The organism is Owariibacterium komagatae, assembly GCF_045865535.1.
GTDB lineage: Bacteria > Bacillota > Clostridia > Oscillospirales > Ruminococcaceae > Ruthenibacterium > Ruthenibacterium komagatae.
The window spans coordinates 2867458-2882439 of sequence record NZ_AP031406.1 but is presented as its reverse complement, the minus strand read 5'-3'; the positions used below and the strand labels follow the sequence as shown (position 1 = coordinate 2882439).

The window sequence follows — 14982 nt, the reverse complement described above, 5'->3', positions numbered from 1 at the left end:
CGCCGTCAGTCCAGATGCAATAATCACCCATATAGAAAATCCGCGAGGCGGGTTTGATGACAGTTTTGGCCACAGAATTTTGTGCGTCAGACAAACATGCGCACGAAAAATCGGGCAGCGGCGGCTGCTTTGCGATATGCTGAATTCAGAAGGACGGTGTGAACAATGGATTGGGTAGCAAGCATTCATCAGGCGATCCAGTATATCGAACAACATCTCCGGGAGGAGCTGACCATTCAGGATATTGCACGGCAGGCGGCCTTGTCTCCCTTTTATTTTCAAAAAGGGTTCGCTATGCTGTGCGGTATGACAGTGGGCGACTATATCCGACAGCGCCGGCTTTCCGTCGCCGGGCTGGAGGTCCTCACGACGGACCGGAAGATCATCGACATCGCGCTGGAATTTGGCTACGATTCTCCGGACAGCTTTACCAGGGCGTTTACCCGCTTCCATGGGCTCACACCTGCCGCACTGCGAAAAAGCGGAGGCGCGGTTCGTTCTTTTGCTCCGCTTCGAATCAAAGTGACATTGGAAGGTGGTCAAAACATGGATTGCAAAATCATGAAAAAAGAAGCGTTTACAGTGCTCTGTCGTGCAAAAACATTTAAGTATGAGGACGGCGCGGTGGCAGTGCCCCGGTTCTGGGCCGAACATTTTGCCGCAGACGGCGGTCATACAGTGTGCGGCATGTACGGCATCAACCTGGACGAGCGCATGGGCGGCAACGAGTTCGAGTACCTCATCGCCGACAACTACGATCCTGCAAAGGAAGTTCCCCAAGGATTTACCACCCGCACCATTCCTGCTCACACCTGGGCGGTGTTCCCCTGCACCGGCCGAATGCCCCAGGCGCTGCAGGGGCTGAACCAGCAGATTTTCTCCCAGTGGCTGCCCGCGAACCCCGACTACAAGATTGCTGCCGGCATCAACGTGGAGATGTACAGCGATGCCAGCAAGTTCGAGCAAGGCACGCAGGACCAGGAGTACTACTGTGAAGTTTGGATTCCGGTGGAAAAAAAGCAATAAATCTCGGCGTACTCCCTTCTATTCTATAAAGACGGGACCTGATGTCCCGCAGGGAAGAGAGCGCTGAAGAAATGGCAGACCCGCAATTTTGGTGCCGAGCACCTCAATTGCGGGTTTTGCATGTTGCCGGTTGACGGCAGAGGGATCACTGTCTATAATATATCTATTCGATATATTGGAGGACATTATGGAATATCTGCTTTTGGGGCTGCTGATCCTCTCTCCCATGACAGGATATGAACTGCAGCAGTTCATCAAAAAAAATCTGGCTTTAATCTGTTCTCACAGCGCGGGCAGTGTTCAGACGGCACTTTCCAAGCTGGAGAAAGAAGGGAAGGTGACGGCCAGCGAAATTCTGACGGGCAAGCGCCGCAAAAAGAAATTTTTCATCACAGATGCCGGGCGCAGCGCCTTTTCCGGCTGGGTATCCCAGCCCATGCAAGCGGAAAAAGTGAAGAATATGGAGTTGGCCCGGCTGTTTTTCGCCGGACTTGCCCGGCCGGAAGAACGCCTTGCGGCAATCCGGGACTACATCCGGCAAATGAAGGAAACCTGCCAGATTCTTTGCGCTATCCGGGAGCAGTTTCAATATCTGAACCGCCGGGAACTTCCGCCGGGGACCGATTGGCCGCAGGTGCTTCGCTTTCAGGGTTATACGATTCAATACGGCATTGCTGCAGCCGAGTTTGAAATCAATTGGTACAGCCGCCTTCTGCGCGAATTGGAGGAACAGCCATGAAAATTCTTGTTTTGAACGCCAGCCCCAAGGGACAGAATTCGACAACGGTCCATACCGCCCTGTATTTGCAGGCCTTGCACCCGGAACATCATTTCACGGTCGTTCCGGCAGGACAACGCATCCGGAATTATGAAAAGGACTTTTCTCCTCTGCGTGCAGAACTGGAACAGGCTGATCTTCTGCTGTTCTGCTATCCGGTTTATACGTTCATCGCCCCTTATCAGCTTCACCGTCTCATTGAACTCATCAAGGCCGACGGCGTGGACCTCTCGGGCAAATTTGCCTCTCAGATCACCACTTCAAAGCATTTCTACGACGTGACAGCCCACCGCTATATAGAGGAAAACTGCTTCGATCTTGGAATGAAGGTGGTGCGGGGGCTTTCTGCCGATATGGATGACCTTCTGACTGAACAGGGGCAGCGAGAGGCGCGAAACTTTTTCGATCAACTGCTGTTCTCCTGCGAACACGGCCTGTTTGTCACGCCGCCGCCCCGCGCACCGCGACGGGAGAAACCGGTTTACCAGCCGGTGCTGCCCGTTTCCTCCAAAAGCAGCGACAAGGATGTGGTCATTGTTACCAACTGCGCTCCCGAAGACGAAACGCTTCGCAATATGATCACCGATTTTCGCGCGGCCCTGCCTTTTGAAAGCCGGGTGGTGAATTTGCGGGAGTTTCCCTTTGCAGGCGGCTGCCTTGGGTGTTTCGGCTGCGCCATCACGGGAAAATGCGTTTACAAGGACGGATTTGATGAATTTCTGCGCAATACGATTCAAACGGCAGACGCCTTTGTCTATGCCTTCACCATCTCCGGCCACTACACTCACTCCAGTTTTAAATGCTATGATGACCGGCAGTTCTGCAACGGACACCGCACCGTCACCCACGGCACCCCGATCGCCTATCTGATCAGCGGAGATTACGCGTATGAGAGCAACCTGCGGATGATTGTGGAGGGACGCAGCGAAGTGGGCGGCAACTATCTGTGCGGTGTGGCCACGGACGAAGGCAACACCGCGGCCGAGCTCCGGACTCTGGCCGATTTTCTGGCGTTTGCCCTGGAGAAGAAACTGTCCCGCCCGGCCAATTTTTACGGAGTGGGCGGCATGAAAATCTTCCGGGACCTCATCTACGTCATGCAGGGTATGATGAAAGCGGATCACAAATTCTACAAGGAACACGGCATTTATGATTTCCCCTACAAACAGAAAAAGCGCATTCTGCAGATGAAACTGGTCGGTGCACTGATTTCTATCCCGTCGGTACAGAAAAAAATGAAAGGGCAGATGAATCAGTACATCATCGGGCCTTACCAACAGGTTGTGGAGCAGGCAAAGGGGATGCGCAAATGAAAAAAGAACAGCGGACTCACCGCAAAAGCTGGCTGCCGGGATCGTACTGCTGGCGCTGGTTGTCTGCGCAGGTGGATTTTTCTGGTACGTATCCGATTACTATCCTGCAGAAGATGTGGCACTGGAAGTGATGGCGCAGGACAACGGCATCACTGTACAGGACCGGTTGACGGTCCTCTCCCCCTCCTGCCCTGCAGACACTGCCATTCTTTTTTATCCCGGAGCCAAGGTGGAAGCGGAGGCTTATCTGCCGCTGCTGGATCAGATCCGCCAGACCGGAGTTACCTGCATTTTAGTGCACATGCCCTTTCACATGGCGATTTTTGACGCCAATGCCGCGGAAGAGATCATCCCTCAATTTCCCGAAATTCGTCACTGGTACATTGCCGGGCACTCCATGGGCGGTGCCATGGCGTCCAAGTTTGCATCAGAGCATCCTGACCAGGTGGATGGTCTGATTTTGATGGGCGCTTATATCTACGGAGATTATCCGGATGAAACGACTTTGACCATTTACGGTTCTCTCAACCAAAGCGTGGAAGACCACATTGACTATACGGAAAACATTGTGGAAATCGAAGGCGGCAATCATGCTCAGTTCGGAAATTACGGACCGCAGAAAGGGGATCTGCCAGCCACCATTTCCGCCCGGGAACAGCAGGAGCAGACGGTGGCTGCCATTGAAGCCTTTCTGGCGCAGCAGGCGCAGAATTCCTGAAATCATCACAACATTGCAAAGATGTTGTTCCGTTTTGAATGAAAAACCTCTATGATCAAATTATCAGCTGCAGCAAAAGATCATACAGAGGAGAGAATATTATGAATACTGATAAAATTTACGCAGAAGCCATTGCCAATGAATACGCCCCTAAAGATACTTCCAAAGTTGTCGCGCTGAAAAAGCTGGACCGAAAGGCTAAAAGTCAAGCCAACATCTTCGCCTACACCTTCGGTGTTGGGATGACCCTGATTCTGGGCCTTGGAATGTGCCTTTCCATGCGGGTAGTGGGAAGTGGCAGCGTCGTTATGACAGGCATCGGGATTGTTTTGGGGATTCTGGGATTCGTCGGCGTAGGTATGAATTACCCGATTTACAAAAAACTTCTTCTTGCCGGCAAGGAAAAGTACGCTTTTGAAATTGTCCAGCTGGCCCGAGAGATCAGCGAATCAGCCGAATAAGAAAGGAAGGCAGGCCGCAGATGAATAAATCGCAGAGCAAATACTTCAATACCGCCCTGCGCATGGACGAAGCACTGATTACACTGCTGGAAAAGAAAGAACTGGAATACATCACGGTGAAAGAAATTTGCGAAACAGCCGGGGTGAACCGTTCTACCTTTTACCTGCACTACGAAACCATCTCCGACCTGCTGGAGGAGACCGTGGCGATGATCAACGAACGCTTTCTGTCTTATTTTCCTCAGACAGAAGAGGCGGTTCTCGGCGGCATGGGACACCGGGAACTGAAAGATCTCGTTCTGGTTTCCCGTGAATACCTGCTTCCATACCTTCGCTTTATTCGGGACAACAAAAAAATTTACCGCGCGGCGTTTCGAAACCCCACCAATATGCAGGCAGATGCGCGATATGGTGATTTGAAAAAGCACATTTTGGGTCCGATTCTGGAACGCTTTCAAATCCCAGCGGCGCATCGCCCGTATTATATCGCCTATTATATAGAAGGGATTATTGCCATTGTCAAAGAGTGGCTGCGGCAGGGCTGCGCCGATGACCCGGAAATCCTGGCGGATATTATTGAAAAATGCGTGCACGCGGACAGCGGAAAATAACGCGGCAGACGCACTTTGCAAAAATGCAGGTATGGAGGTACCCAATGAAACGAATTTTACCGTTTGCAATCTTGTTCTTGCTGCTTGTCGGCTGCAGTGGAAGCGGAGCCGGCAGTTCCTATCAGCAGATCACACAGGAAGAGGCCAAGGAGATGATGGATACGCAGGAGGTCATTGTCCTGGATGTACGGGAGCAGGACGAATACGACAGCGGCCACATCCCCGGAGCAGTTCTTCTTCCGGTTGGCACCATTGAAGAAGATACTGCCGCCCAAGTGATTCCCGAAAAGGATTCCACTGTTCTGGTCTACTGCCGAAGCGGAAACCGCAGCAAGACGGCATCCGCCGCGCTGGCAGAACTGGGCTACACCAGCATCTACGAATTCGGCGGCATCAACACCTGGCCCTACGAGATCGAGTCATGATTTTTTCGGCAAAAATGCGGAGTACCCCGCCCATGGGGTACTCCGCATTTTTGTTTCTCTCGAAGGAAGGCCAAATCGTTTCCGACACATTCTCACTCTGGATGCACGTTGTTCATTGCCGATGCTTGCGCAGCAAAAGACTGCGTTACCTTTTTTCGTACACCAGCTCTACAATCCCGTTGGAGTGGCTGGTCGCCACCAGTGCCAGCGGACACGCCTGCGGCAATTCCGGAAAAAGCCGCACGCCTTTGCCCAGCACGGTGGGGATCACTGAAAGCCAGAGCCGGTCAATGCGCCCCTCTTTCAAAAGCTGCCCGGCCACAGACGCGCCGCCGCAAATCCAGATCGTTCCTTCCCGCTCAGTCTTCAGTTTATCCACCAGTGCGGCTGGCTCTCCATTCCACATGCGGATTCCGTCCCGCTCTTGTTCCCGCCGGTGAGTCACCACATAGCAAGGGCGGCCCGGGTAAGGCCAGTTGCCCGGGGCAAGCTCTGTGACAATTTGATGGTATGTGGCCCGGCCCATGACAATGGTATCTACCGTTTCGTAAAAAGAAGGATAACTGCCGGGTGCGGCCGGCTCACTGCCGTCGCCTCTCAGCCAGTCCACGCCGCCCTGGTCGTCTGCAATATATCCGTCTACACTGACGGCGAGATACAAAACTACTTTTCCCATAACCGTCCTCCTTTGTTCTTATTGTATCCAACGCTCTTTCAAAACACAACCCGGAGAAACATGACAGACTGTTGTCCGGTTTCTGTGCTATAATGCAAATGAAGACGCGAAGGGCGGTGGAACGGCATGAAACTGGATCGGTTGATCGGCATTCTCTCTCTTTTGCTTCAGAAAGAACGGGTCACTGCCCCGGAACTGGCAGAGCAGTTTGAGGTTTCCCGGCGAACCATTCAACGGGACATTGAATCTCTGTGCCGGGCCGGGATTCCCATCTCCACCTCGCAGGGTACGGGCGGCGGCATTTCCATTATGGAGGGATACCGGGTCGACCGCACACTTCTCACCGCTCCGGAGATGCAGGCCATTCTGGCGGGCCTGCGAAGTCTGGACAGCGTCAGCGGCACCCGCCGCTATGCCCAGCTGATGGAAAAACTGTCTGCAGGAAACGGCGGACTGGTGGCCGGCGGCGCCCACATGCTCATCGATCTCTCTTCCTGGTACAAAACCAGCCTTTCACCAAAAATTGAGCTGATCCAAAACGCTATCGAGCAGCATTGTACCATCCGCTTTTCCTACTTTTCCCCCAGGGAAGAATCGGTGCGGACCGTCGAGCCCTACTACTTGATTTTCCACTGGTCCACCTGGTATGTCTGGGGCTGGTGCCAGACCCGGCAGGATTTTCGTCTGTTCAAGCTCAACCGGATGACGGAGCTTTGTGCCGGAGAGGTGTTCTCCCTGCGCCCCGCACCTGTGCCCGACCTGAACTCGGAACGGGTTTTCCCGGTCAAGTATCAGGTCACTGTTCTCTTCGACCCTGCTTGCCGCTGGCGGCTGGTGGAAGAGTACGGTGCGGACAGCTTTACCCGGGCAGCGGACAGCCGGCTGCGATTCACCGGCGGATTTCCCGACGCAGACAGTGTGCTCAGCTGGGTTTTGACTTTTGGGGAGAGTGCGGAATTGCTGGAGCCGGCGGAACTGCGTGCTCGGCTGGGAGCTTTGGCCCAAACGCTGGCCGACCGCTATACAGGGAGGGAATGAGTATGGCATCCCATCAGGATTTTGTGGACTATGTGGCCGAACAGCTGCGGGCGGCCGGCATGATCCGCAGCCGGAAAATGTTCGGTGAATACGGCCTTTACTGCGACGGCGTGTTTTTCGCCGTCATCTGCGATGACCAGTTTTTTGTAAAGATCACCCCGCAGGGCGAAGCGGCGTTCCCCGACCTTCCCAGAGCCCCGGCTTACGAGGGAGCCAGAGACTCCTTTCTGGTAGAAGACGTGGAAGACCGGGAATTGATGACAGAGCTGGTTCGCATTACCTGTGAAGCGCTGCGAAGCACACCCCAAAAGAAAGCGAGGAAGTAGCCATGCCCTTTGACTACAAGAAAGAGTATCGGGAATTTTACCTGCCGCCCCAAACGCCGGGCATCGTCCGGGTTCCCGCCATGCATTTTCTGGCGGTACGCGGCCAGGGCGACCCCAACGAAGAAGGCGGCGCCTACAAACAGGCCATCGGGCTTCTGTACGCCGTGGCCTTTACCATTAAAATGAGCAAACTGGGCAGCCACAAGCTGGACGGTTATTTTGATTATGTGGTGCCGCCGCTGGAAGGTCTTTGGTGGCAGGAAGGCGTTCACGGTGTGGATTATGCCCGCAAAGAGGCATTCCATTGGATCTCCCTCATCCGCCTTCCGGAATTCGTCACAAAAGAAGCCTTTGACTGGGCTGTGCGCCAAGCCACGGAAAAGAAGCAGCAGGATTTTTCCCCGGTGGAATTTTTCGTCTGGGAGGAAGGATTGTGCGTTCAGTGCATGCACATCGGCCCTTACGACGATGAGCCTGCCACGGTGTCTGCCATGGATGCATACGCCCAGGCACAGGGTTATACGGCCGACTTCGGGGAAGGACGGTTCCACCATGAAATTTATTTGAGCGATGTGCGCCGCTGTAAGCCGGAACGGCTGAAAACCGTGATCCGCCATCCAATAAGGAGCGTTTTATGAAGGGTTTTACACGAGAAGAACTTCGTTTTTCCCTGTGCGGACTGAACTGCATTCTGTGCAGTATGAATGTGGGCGGCCACTGTCCCGGCTGCGGCGGCGGGGCAGGCAACCAGAGCTGTGCCATTGCCCGGTGCTCTCTGGAACACGGCAGCTTCTCCTTTTGCTGGGAGTGCCCCCAATACCCCTGTTCCCGTTACCAGCACTTTGATGACGGAGATTCCTTTGTGCCCCACCGAACCCGAAAACAGGACGTCGCCTCGGTTCGTGAACAGGGGCTGGACGCACACCTTGCCCAGCTGCAGGAAAAGCGTTTTATTTTGGAGGAATTCCTCGCCTGTTACAACGACGGACGGCACAAAACACTCTTTTTGACTGCGGTCTATCTTCTCCCCCTGGAGGAAGTGCGAAACGTCATGGCGGAGCTGGGCCGCCGGCCGGAACTGGCGCAGCAGTCCGCAAAAGAACGAGCGCTTGCTGCATCCGACCTGCTTCAAAAGGCGGCAGACCGCCGGGACATTTGCCTGAAACTGACTAAAAAGCCAAAGGAGCAGTGAATATGGCCCTTTCCAAAGCGACGGTTTTCTTTGCCTACCCGGTGGAACAGGTGTGGCGCACGGTAACCAATCTTTCCCGCACCGCCTGGCGAAGCGATCTTGTAAAAGTGGAAATTTTGGACGAGTGCCACTTTGCCGAGCATGACAAAAGCGGTCACGTCACCCGCTTTGCGGTGACTGCTCGGGAGCCGCTCCGGGTCTGGGCCTTCACCATGGAAAACGAGAACATGACCGGCTCATGGGAGGGTGTCTTTGAGGCAGCGGCAGACGGCACGCGCCTGCACTGCACCGAACGCATCAGGGCCAAACACTGGTGGATGCGCCCCCTGGTTCCCGCTTATTTGAAGCACCAGCAGCGGCTGTATCTGGATGACCTGAAAAAAGAACTTCTGAAATAAGCGTGCCTTTCCCGGCCCCGCTGTGTTATAATGCCGGTGAGCCGCCGGCTTGAGGCGACCGTTTTTTCGAAAGGAGTTTCCTATTTTGTATACGCAGGAAGAACTGACCGAGGCCAAACGCCAGATCGACTCCACGCTGCACAAATTGCGGGAGGTGGTCCAGACGCTGGAAAGCAAGAACGAACCCGCCCGGTATAAGTCTCAGATCACGCTGGCCAAACGCCGCATCCAAGCATTTACCATCGCGAATGAACTGATCGAGCGGGAACTAGATAGATAAACACCGGAGAGGAGGACCGCCATGCGCATTCTGATGCTTGGCAACAGCCTTACGACTGCCAACAACATGCCCCGGATGCTGGCCTCTTTGAGCGGCGCGGAAGTGACCGTGCATGCCCGGGGCGGAGCGCGGCTGGCGGAACAGCTGAATCCCCGCACCCGATTGGGCGCCCGGACCCAGGCGGCGCTGTGCAGCGAATGCTGGGACTATGTGGTGCTTCAGGAGATGAGCCACGGTCCTCTGACTTGCCCCGAAAAATTCTTTTCCAGCGTAGAGCAGCTGTGCGGGCAGATCCGGCGCAGCGGGGCAGTTCCCCTTCTCTACGCGACCTGGGCCTACCGGAAAGGCTGTGCCAAACTGACGGCCAAAGGCTGGGATTATGCGGAAATGGCCCGAGGACTGTCGGCGGCTTATGGCAGAGCAGCTGAGCAGCAGCACACCCTCATCGCCGATGTCGGCCGGTCTTTTTACGAACTGGCGGACGTTGAACCTCTTTACGCCGCAGACGGCGTTCATCCCAGCGAAGCGGGGTCCCGCATTGCCGCCTCTCTCATCGCCGCGGCGATTCAACAACACAAGGAGAACCTGTTATGATTCGAGAAATCTGCAAAGACGAAGCATTTTTGGCGCAGAAAGCGGAACCTGCCACACCGGATGATCTTTCCGTTGCCGCCGACTTACTGGAAACACTGGAACATCATCAGGACGGCTGTGTCGGCATGGCAGCCAATATGATTGGTGTGAACAAGCGCATCATTGCCTTCGACAACGACGGCACCTACCTGCTTATGTTCAACCCGGAGATTCTCAAACGTTCCGGGCCTTATGAAGCACAGGAAGGCTGTCTTTCTCTCAGCGGCGTTCGGCCCGCCAAGCGGTGGAAGTCCATCAAGGTTCGCTGGCAGAACGAAGCCTTCCAGGAGCGGCAGAAAACGTTCACCGGCTGGACCGCGCAGATCATCCAGCACGAAATCGATCACTGCGAGGGCATCATTATATGAAAAAATGCAGAATTACCGTGATGCGCATCACGCAATACACAGACCTGATGGCCCAATATGAAAACCCGATCTCGCATGCATGCGACATGGAAGAGGGGCAGGTCTTCATCGCCAACGGCTGGCAAAAGCCCGCGGGCTTTTGCCAGAGCGCCTGGGACACCCTCTCGCCCTTTGTGCTGGCGCTGAGCCACGGCGGAAAAAACTTTTACGACGGCTGGATGAAAAACCCTCGCTCGGCCATGCTCTCCTGCAACGACGGCTTCCGCCCGGTGAGTTTTCTGGTGGAAGCACTGGACGAAGATGCGGACTGAAAATCAAAAAACGCCTGAGCGAATGCTCAGGCGTTTTTTTCAGTTTGCCCAATGGACCACCGCATCCCGCAAAAAGCGGGCACAGCCCGAAACCTGTTTGTCGTAATAGGCAGTAAAGCGCTCATCCATCACATAAAGTTCCGCGATGCCACGGTGCCTGGCCGGGTCGTACCGGGGCCCCACAAGAGTGAGCCATCGGCGATGGAGCTGGGTGATTGCTTTTCCATCCTCCCCTTCCGGCGAGGCGCCCGCCTGCACAGCGGCTTCCAGCCGTATTTGAATCTCCTGTCCCAGCTCGTTCCATTCCCGGTACTGCGCCTGCGTCAAATTCATCATCGCGGCATTGGCCTCATCCACCTGGGCATCTCCATACCGGGTGCGGATCTCCGCGCCGTAAGTTTTTTCATTTTGTTCTACGGCCTGTTTTTTAAATGCTTCAAACTTTTGCTCGTCGCGCATCTTCTCATTCCTTTCTTCTGCTCCGATGGTATCTTTCACCGACCGGATCAGTTTCTCCAACCGCTCATGCTCTGCCTCCAGAGCAGACAGGTGGCTTCGCAAAGCAGTCAGCCGGTCAAAGGAGGGATCGTCCAGACACTCTTTGATTTTGGCCAGCTCCACCCCGAGGACCCGATAATATAAAATGTCCTGCAGGCGGTCCACCTCTGCCTCACCGTAGTAGCGGTAGCCGTTCTCCGCCACCCGACCGGGCTTCAGCAGGCCGATCTGGTCGTACCAGCGCAGGGCGCGGGTGGTCACCCCGGACAGGCGCGACAGTTCCTGAATGGAATACTCCATGTCCATCCCTCCTCACAGACAGTGTAACAGTTGACGGTACGTCAATGTCAAGAGAGAAAATGATTTCTTCCAGCAAAACAAAAAATCTGATATACTGAAAGCACTGCAGGCCGAAACGTCCTGTGCAACGTTATGCAGCGGTGCTCCCCGGCGGGAACACCGAACGAGCTTGGAAGGGAGACGCTCTATGAAACTTGCCATCCTCTCTGACACACACGGCCTTCTGCGGCCCGAAGTCACGGAACAGCTGAAAAACGTTGACGCCATCCTGCATGGCGGCGACATCAACAAACAGAGCATCGTGGACGCACTGGAACAGTATGCTCCGCTCTATGTTGTCCGCGGGAACAATGACAAGGAATGGGCCCAGCACATTCCCCACAACCGCACCGTTGCCCTGGGCGGACTTGTCTTCTTTCTGGTACACAACCAAAAGGACGTTCCCGCTGATCTCAGCGGAGTGGATGTGGTGGTATTCGGCCATTCGCACAAATATTCGCAAACAGAAAAAGGCGGCGTTCTCTGGCTCAATCCCGGTTCCTGCGGCCCCCGCCGCTTTCACCAGAAAATCACCATGATGGCGGCGGAAATCGCAGACGGAACTCTCCGGGTGGAAAAAGTCGTCATTCCGCATGAGGTGAAGTGATGGAACTGGGCCTGACATTTCCGCTGCAGCGCTTTTTGAAAGTGAAAACACCGCCCTACGGCACAGAACCGGATCCGCGCTTGTGCTGGGATCTGCATGTGATCGATCTGCGCGGACGCAAATGCCTGCTGGCCGTCCATTGCCACAGCCGGTATACCTTTGTACTCTATGACGTAGCCTCCTTCCTTCGGACGGACCTTCCCGGGCTGTTTCGGACGGGGCTGACCGAAAGCCTGAACGAGGCCGGATTTGACTCCTTTTCGTCCGAGTCGTATCTTCGGCGGGCCGGTGCTTTTGAAATCACCCGTACCCACGGCCGCCGGGAGGTGGCATTTTTGAACCGGGCCTGGGAGGATGTGATGGCGCTGGATCTGTGCCTGGACACATCCCGCCGGGCTCAGCCTCTGCTGGACCATGCCGTCAACACCCGGACCAGCCGCTGCGCAGGCTTTGACGGGCTTGGAACCGCCCTGGAGCGAATCCGCGCAGATTTGAACGAAGGAGGAACAACCCCATGAACATACATCGATTTTCAATCGGCTCTGTCCCCGCTGTCTTGTACGGGGAACCCGCCGAGCAGGGTTATCTGTTTCTGCACGGACAGATGGGCTGCAAGGAAGAAGCAGAACCCTTCGCACAGCTGGTCTGCGCCAGGGGCGGACAGGTGCTGTCCATCGACCTTCCCGGCCACGGCGAGCGCCGCGGCCGCCGCGAGGAGCTGACCCCCTGGGCGGCTGTACCGGACATTCAGGCCGCGCTGGATTTTGCCCAAACGCGCTGGAAAACGGTTTCTCTCCGGGCGACCAGCATTGGCGCCTACTTTGCCCGCTTGTCTTTCCCGGCACCTGCCCGCGCCCTGCTGGTCTCGCCCGTGCTGGAGATGGAAGACCTGATTTTCAGCATGATGCGCCGGGTCGGCGTGACGCAAGAACAGCTGCAAAAGCAGGGTGAAATCACCACCTCTTTTGGTCAGACCCTGTCCTGGAAATATCTGTGCTGGGTGCGGGAGCATCCGGTGTTCGGCTGGAACTGCCCCACCTGTATTCTCTGCGGAAGTGCCGACCAGATGATCTCCCGCCAAACGGTGGAAGCGTATGCCCGGCGGCACAGCGCCCGGCTTACCGTACTGGAAGGCGGCGAACACTGGTTCCACACGCCGGAGCAACTGGCTGCACTGCACAAATGGGAGGAGACGGAACTTTGAATACAGAAGAATGCCTGATTTGCCAAGCCCCTTTGGAATACCTGACACAGGACGAAGTCATGGAATGCGCTGTCTGCCATCGGAGAGAACCCAGCAAGACCCGCTGCAAAAACGGCCATTACGTTTGCAGCGACTGCCACATGCAGGGGATGGACAGCATTTTCGGTCTCTGCCTCTCAGAGACTTCCTCCGACCCGGTGGCCATTGTCCGGCGAATGATGGAACTGCCCTTCTGCCATCCGCAAGGACCGGAACATCATGTGATGGTGGGGGCTGCCCTGCTCACAGCCTACCGGAACGCCGGCGGCCGTCTTGAGCTGGAACCCGCTCTTCGAGAGATGTACAGCCGGGGCCGGTCTGTTCCCGGCGGAGCATGCGGCTTTTGGGGTGCCTGTGGCGCAGGGATCAGCGCCGGGCAGTTTCTGTCCATTGTCACAGCGTCCACTCCCCTGGCCCGGGAACCCTGGGGTCTGAGCAACCGCATGACCGCCTGTGCACTGGAGAGCATTGGAAAAAACGGCGGGCCCCGATGCTGCAAACGGGATTCCTTTCTATCCATTCTGGCCGCTGTAGATTTTGTCCGGGAGCATCTGGGGGTGGAGATGGAGCGGACCGTGCCCGTCTGTTCCTACAGCAGTCGGAACCCCCAGTGCATCGGCCGTCGCTGCCCTTTCTCGGCGGCCGGACACGCCAAACCCAAGGTGGCCTTTCTCTGTGTGCACAACTCCTGCCGCAGCCAGATGGCCGAGGCCCTGGGCAAAAAACTGGCCGGCGATGTATTCGAAAGCTTTTCCGCCGGCACCGAGCCCGGCGCGCGAATCAATCCGGACGCGGTGCGTCTGATGAAGCAGGTTTACGGCATTTCCATGGAACAGACCCAATACAACAAACCCTTGTCCGACCTGCCCGCTGTGGACATTGTTGTCACCATGGGCTGCAATGTCCAGTGTCCGACCATGCCCTGTTCCCACCGGGAGGACTGGGGGCTGGATGACCCCAGCGGCAAAGCAGACAGCGAATTTCTCCTGGTTATGAAAAAAATTGAAGAAAAAGTGCTGGACCTGAAGCGGCGCATTCAGGCCGGTGAACTGTAAAAAGGCTGCCCGGTTTCCCGGGCGGCCTTTTATTGTTTGGGTTTTCGGTTTTGAAAATCCGCCTCAATGGCATCCTTCCAATGTTCGCCCAAAGGAGCGCTGCATCGAACAGCCGCCACCGCCTGACTTACCACTTCGTAATTGAGCCGGGTCCCCGCGCTGTCGCAATGATAATTCACCGCCCGGTCGGGGCCGATTCCAAGTTCGCCCGCCGTTTCTGCTGCGTCGATGTTGGCTCCCAGAAAGAGGAATTCCCAGCCGTACGTTTCCTGTTGGCGCCGAATCATCTTCCGGATCTGCGCAGCCGAATAGCGGCGGCTGACATTCTCCATGCCGTCGGTGGTGATCACAAAAAGTGTGTGCTGCGGCACATCCTCGCTTCGGGCGTATTTGTGGATATTTCCAATGTGCCGGACCGTCTCACCGATGGCGTCCAGCAGAGCGGTACAGCCCCGGACACAGTAGTCCTTTTCGGTGATGGGCCTGACTTTTTCCACAGCCACGCGGTCGTGGAGCACTGTAAGGCGGTCGTCAAACAGGACGGTGGAGACAAACGCCTGTCCGGGTTCTTTTTTCTGCTTTTCCAGCATGGAATTGAACCCGCCGATGGTGTCTCCCTCCAGCCCCTGCATGGAACCGCTGCGGTCCAAAAGAAATACCAGTTCCGTCAAATTCTGTTTCATAAG

At 55.7% G+C, this 14982-nt stretch carries 24 protein-coding genes and 1 pseudogene; 22 read left to right on the top strand and 3 right to left on the bottom strand.

Going from position 1 to position 14982, the window contains the following annotated elements:
- Positions 1 to 165: 165 nt before the first annotated feature.
- The 8 genes from ACKTS9_RS14470 to ACKTS9_RS14435 all read left to right on the top strand — a co-directional run bounded on the left by ACKTS9_RS14470 (position 166) and on the right by ACKTS9_RS14435 (position 5332).
- A complete protein-coding gene (locus ACKTS9_RS14470; RefSeq protein WP_349214099.1) occupies positions 166 to 1026 on the top strand; it encodes an AraC family transcriptional regulator in 861 nt (286 codons plus the stop codon).
- Between the two features lie 187 nt (positions 1027 to 1213).
- The gene (locus tag ACKTS9_RS14465; RefSeq protein WP_407881627.1) at positions 1214 to 1765 is read left to right on the top strand and encodes a PadR family transcriptional regulator; all 552 of its coding nucleotides are present in this window, start codon (positions 1214 to 1216) and stop codon (positions 1763 to 1765) included.
- Positions 1762 to 3117 carry an NAD(P)H-dependent oxidoreductase gene (locus ACKTS9_RS14460; RefSeq protein ID WP_349214102.1) on the top strand — a complete coding sequence of 452 codons (1356 nt, stop codon included), beginning with the start codon at positions 1762 to 1764 and terminating at the stop codon, positions 3115 to 3117. Before ACKTS9_RS14465 ends, ACKTS9_RS14460 begins: the two co-directional genes overlap by 4 nt.
- On the top strand, positions 3114 to 3248 hold the full coding sequence (locus ACKTS9_RS14455; RefSeq protein ID WP_407881624.1) for a hypothetical protein: 135 nt from the start codon (positions 3114 to 3116) through the stop codon (positions 3246 to 3248). Before ACKTS9_RS14460 ends, ACKTS9_RS14455 begins: the two co-directional genes overlap by 4 nt.
- Positions 3233 to 3835: an alpha/beta fold hydrolase gene (locus ACKTS9_RS14450; protein ID WP_407881622.1), complete on the top strand. Its 603-nt coding sequence runs from the start codon at positions 3233 to 3235 to the stop codon at positions 3833 to 3835. Before ACKTS9_RS14455 ends, ACKTS9_RS14450 begins: the two co-directional genes overlap by 16 nt.
- A 101-nt stretch (positions 3836 to 3936) precedes the next feature.
- Positions 3937 to 4296 carry a dihydropteridine reductase gene (locus ACKTS9_RS14445; RefSeq protein ID WP_349214105.1) on the top strand — a complete coding sequence of 120 codons (360 nt, stop codon included), beginning with the start codon at positions 3937 to 3939 and terminating at the stop codon, positions 4294 to 4296.
- A gap of 20 nt (positions 4297 to 4316) precedes the next feature.
- Positions 4317 to 4907 carry a TetR/AcrR family transcriptional regulator gene (locus ACKTS9_RS14440; protein ID WP_349214107.1) on the top strand — a complete coding sequence of 197 codons (591 nt, stop codon included), beginning with the start codon at positions 4317 to 4319 and terminating at the stop codon, positions 4905 to 4907.
- Positions 4908 to 4951: 44 nt separating this feature from the next.
- Positions 4952 to 5332, top strand: a complete 381-nt coding sequence (locus ACKTS9_RS14435) for a rhodanese-like domain-containing protein (protein ID WP_349214109.1) — start codon at positions 4952 to 4954, stop codon at positions 5330 to 5332.
- 145 nt (positions 5333 to 5477) lie between these two features.
- On the opposite strand, the gene ACKTS9_RS14430 is transcribed toward ACKTS9_RS14435, so the two are convergent.
- Positions 5478 to 6008 carry a dihydrofolate reductase family protein gene (locus tag ACKTS9_RS14430; RefSeq protein ID WP_349214110.1) on the bottom strand — a complete coding sequence of 177 codons (531 nt, stop codon included), beginning with the start codon at positions 6006 to 6008 and terminating at the stop codon, positions 5478 to 5480.
- A 126-nt stretch (positions 6009 to 6134) separates the two neighbouring features.
- Here ACKTS9_RS14430 and ACKTS9_RS14425 point away from each other — a divergent pair, with 126 nt between their 5' ends.
- The 9 genes from ACKTS9_RS14425 (at position 6135) to ACKTS9_RS14385 (ending at position 10554) form a co-directional block, all read left to right on the top strand.
- Positions 6135 to 7046: a helix-turn-helix transcriptional regulator gene (locus ACKTS9_RS14425; RefSeq protein WP_407881618.1), complete on the top strand. Its 912-nt coding sequence runs from the start codon at positions 6135 to 6137 to the stop codon at positions 7044 to 7046.
- A gap of 2 nt (positions 7047 to 7048) precedes the next feature.
- Positions 7049 to 7372, top strand: coding sequence for a TfoX/Sxy family protein (locus ACKTS9_RS14420; protein ID WP_349214113.1), 324 nt, complete (start codon positions 7049 to 7051; stop codon positions 7370 to 7372).
- A gap of 2 nt (positions 7373 to 7374) precedes the next feature.
- Complete coding sequence (locus ACKTS9_RS14415; RefSeq protein WP_407881615.1) at positions 7375 to 8010, top strand: GyrI-like domain-containing protein; 636 nt, start codon at positions 7375 to 7377, stop codon at positions 8008 to 8010.
- A complete protein-coding gene (locus ACKTS9_RS14410) occupies positions 8007 to 8564 on the top strand; it encodes a DUF3795 domain-containing protein (protein ID WP_407881613.1) in 558 nt (185 codons plus the stop codon). Before ACKTS9_RS14415 ends, ACKTS9_RS14410 begins: the two co-directional genes overlap by 4 nt.
- 2 nt (positions 8565 to 8566) lie before the next feature.
- Positions 8567 to 8962 (top strand): SRPBCC family protein, encoded by a 396-nt coding sequence (locus ACKTS9_RS14405; protein WP_407881611.1) that lies wholly within the window; start codon positions 8567 to 8569, stop codon positions 8960 to 8962.
- Positions 8963 to 9044: 82 nt separating this feature from the next.
- A complete protein-coding gene (locus ACKTS9_RS14400; RefSeq protein WP_407882137.1) occupies positions 9045 to 9242 on the top strand; it encodes a hypothetical protein in 198 nt (65 codons plus the stop codon).
- Between the two features lie 21 nt (positions 9243 to 9263).
- The gene (locus tag ACKTS9_RS14395; RefSeq protein WP_407881609.1) at positions 9264 to 9836 is read left to right on the top strand and encodes an SGNH/GDSL hydrolase family protein; all 573 of its coding nucleotides are present in this window, start codon (positions 9264 to 9266) and stop codon (positions 9834 to 9836) included.
- The gene (locus ACKTS9_RS14390) at positions 9833 to 10243 is read left to right on the top strand and encodes a peptide deformylase (protein WP_349214120.1); all 411 of its coding nucleotides are present in this window, start codon (positions 9833 to 9835) and stop codon (positions 10241 to 10243) included. Before ACKTS9_RS14395 ends, ACKTS9_RS14390 begins: the two co-directional genes overlap by 4 nt.
- Positions 10240 to 10554: a TIGR04076 family protein gene (locus ACKTS9_RS14385; RefSeq protein ID WP_349214121.1), complete on the top strand. Its 315-nt coding sequence runs from the start codon at positions 10240 to 10242 to the stop codon at positions 10552 to 10554. Before ACKTS9_RS14390 ends, ACKTS9_RS14385 begins: the two co-directional genes overlap by 4 nt.
- Positions 10555 to 10593: 39 nt before the next feature.
- Here ACKTS9_RS14385 and ACKTS9_RS14380 read toward each other — a convergent pair whose 3' ends face one another.
- Positions 10594 to 11352 (bottom strand): MerR family transcriptional regulator, encoded by a 759-nt coding sequence (locus ACKTS9_RS14380; RefSeq protein ID WP_407881606.1) that lies wholly within the window; start codon positions 11350 to 11352, stop codon positions 10594 to 10596.
- A 187-nt stretch (positions 11353 to 11539) separates the two neighbouring features.
- On the opposite strand from ACKTS9_RS14380, the gene ACKTS9_RS14375 reads away from it, so the two are divergent.
- From ACKTS9_RS14375 to ACKTS9_RS14355, 5 genes and pseudogenes are all read left to right on the top strand, one after another.
- Complete coding sequence (locus ACKTS9_RS14375; RefSeq protein WP_349214882.1) at positions 11540 to 11998, top strand: metallophosphoesterase family protein; 459 nt, start codon at positions 11540 to 11542, stop codon at positions 11996 to 11998.
- A complete protein-coding gene (locus ACKTS9_RS14370; RefSeq protein ID WP_349214893.1) occupies positions 11998 to 12516 on the top strand; it encodes a DUF6933 domain-containing protein in 519 nt (172 codons plus the stop codon). Before ACKTS9_RS14375 ends, ACKTS9_RS14370 begins: the two co-directional genes overlap by 1 nt.
- Positions 12513 to 13202, top strand: coding sequence for an alpha/beta hydrolase (locus ACKTS9_RS14365; protein ID WP_349214883.1), 690 nt, complete (start codon positions 12513 to 12515; stop codon positions 13200 to 13202). Before ACKTS9_RS14370 ends, ACKTS9_RS14365 begins: the two co-directional genes overlap by 4 nt.
- A pseudogene (locus ACKTS9_RS14360) lies at positions 13181 to 13864 on the top strand (DUF5714 domain-containing protein); the annotation flags it as partial. The gene ACKTS9_RS14365 and the pseudogene ACKTS9_RS14360, both read left to right, overlap by 22 nt.
- Positions 13856 to 14296 carry an arsenate reductase ArsC gene (locus ACKTS9_RS14355; RefSeq protein WP_349214894.1) on the top strand — a complete coding sequence of 147 codons (441 nt, stop codon included), beginning with the start codon at positions 13856 to 13858 and terminating at the stop codon, positions 14294 to 14296. The pseudogene ACKTS9_RS14360 and the gene ACKTS9_RS14355, both read left to right, overlap by 9 nt.
- A 29-nt stretch (positions 14297 to 14325) precedes the next feature.
- Here ACKTS9_RS14355 and ACKTS9_RS14350 read toward each other — a convergent pair whose 3' ends face one another.
- On the bottom strand, positions 14326 to 14979 hold the full coding sequence (locus ACKTS9_RS14350; RefSeq protein WP_349214884.1) for a vWA domain-containing protein: 654 nt from the start codon (positions 14977 to 14979) through the stop codon (positions 14326 to 14328).
- Between the last annotated feature and the right edge of the window lie 3 nt (positions 14980 to 14982).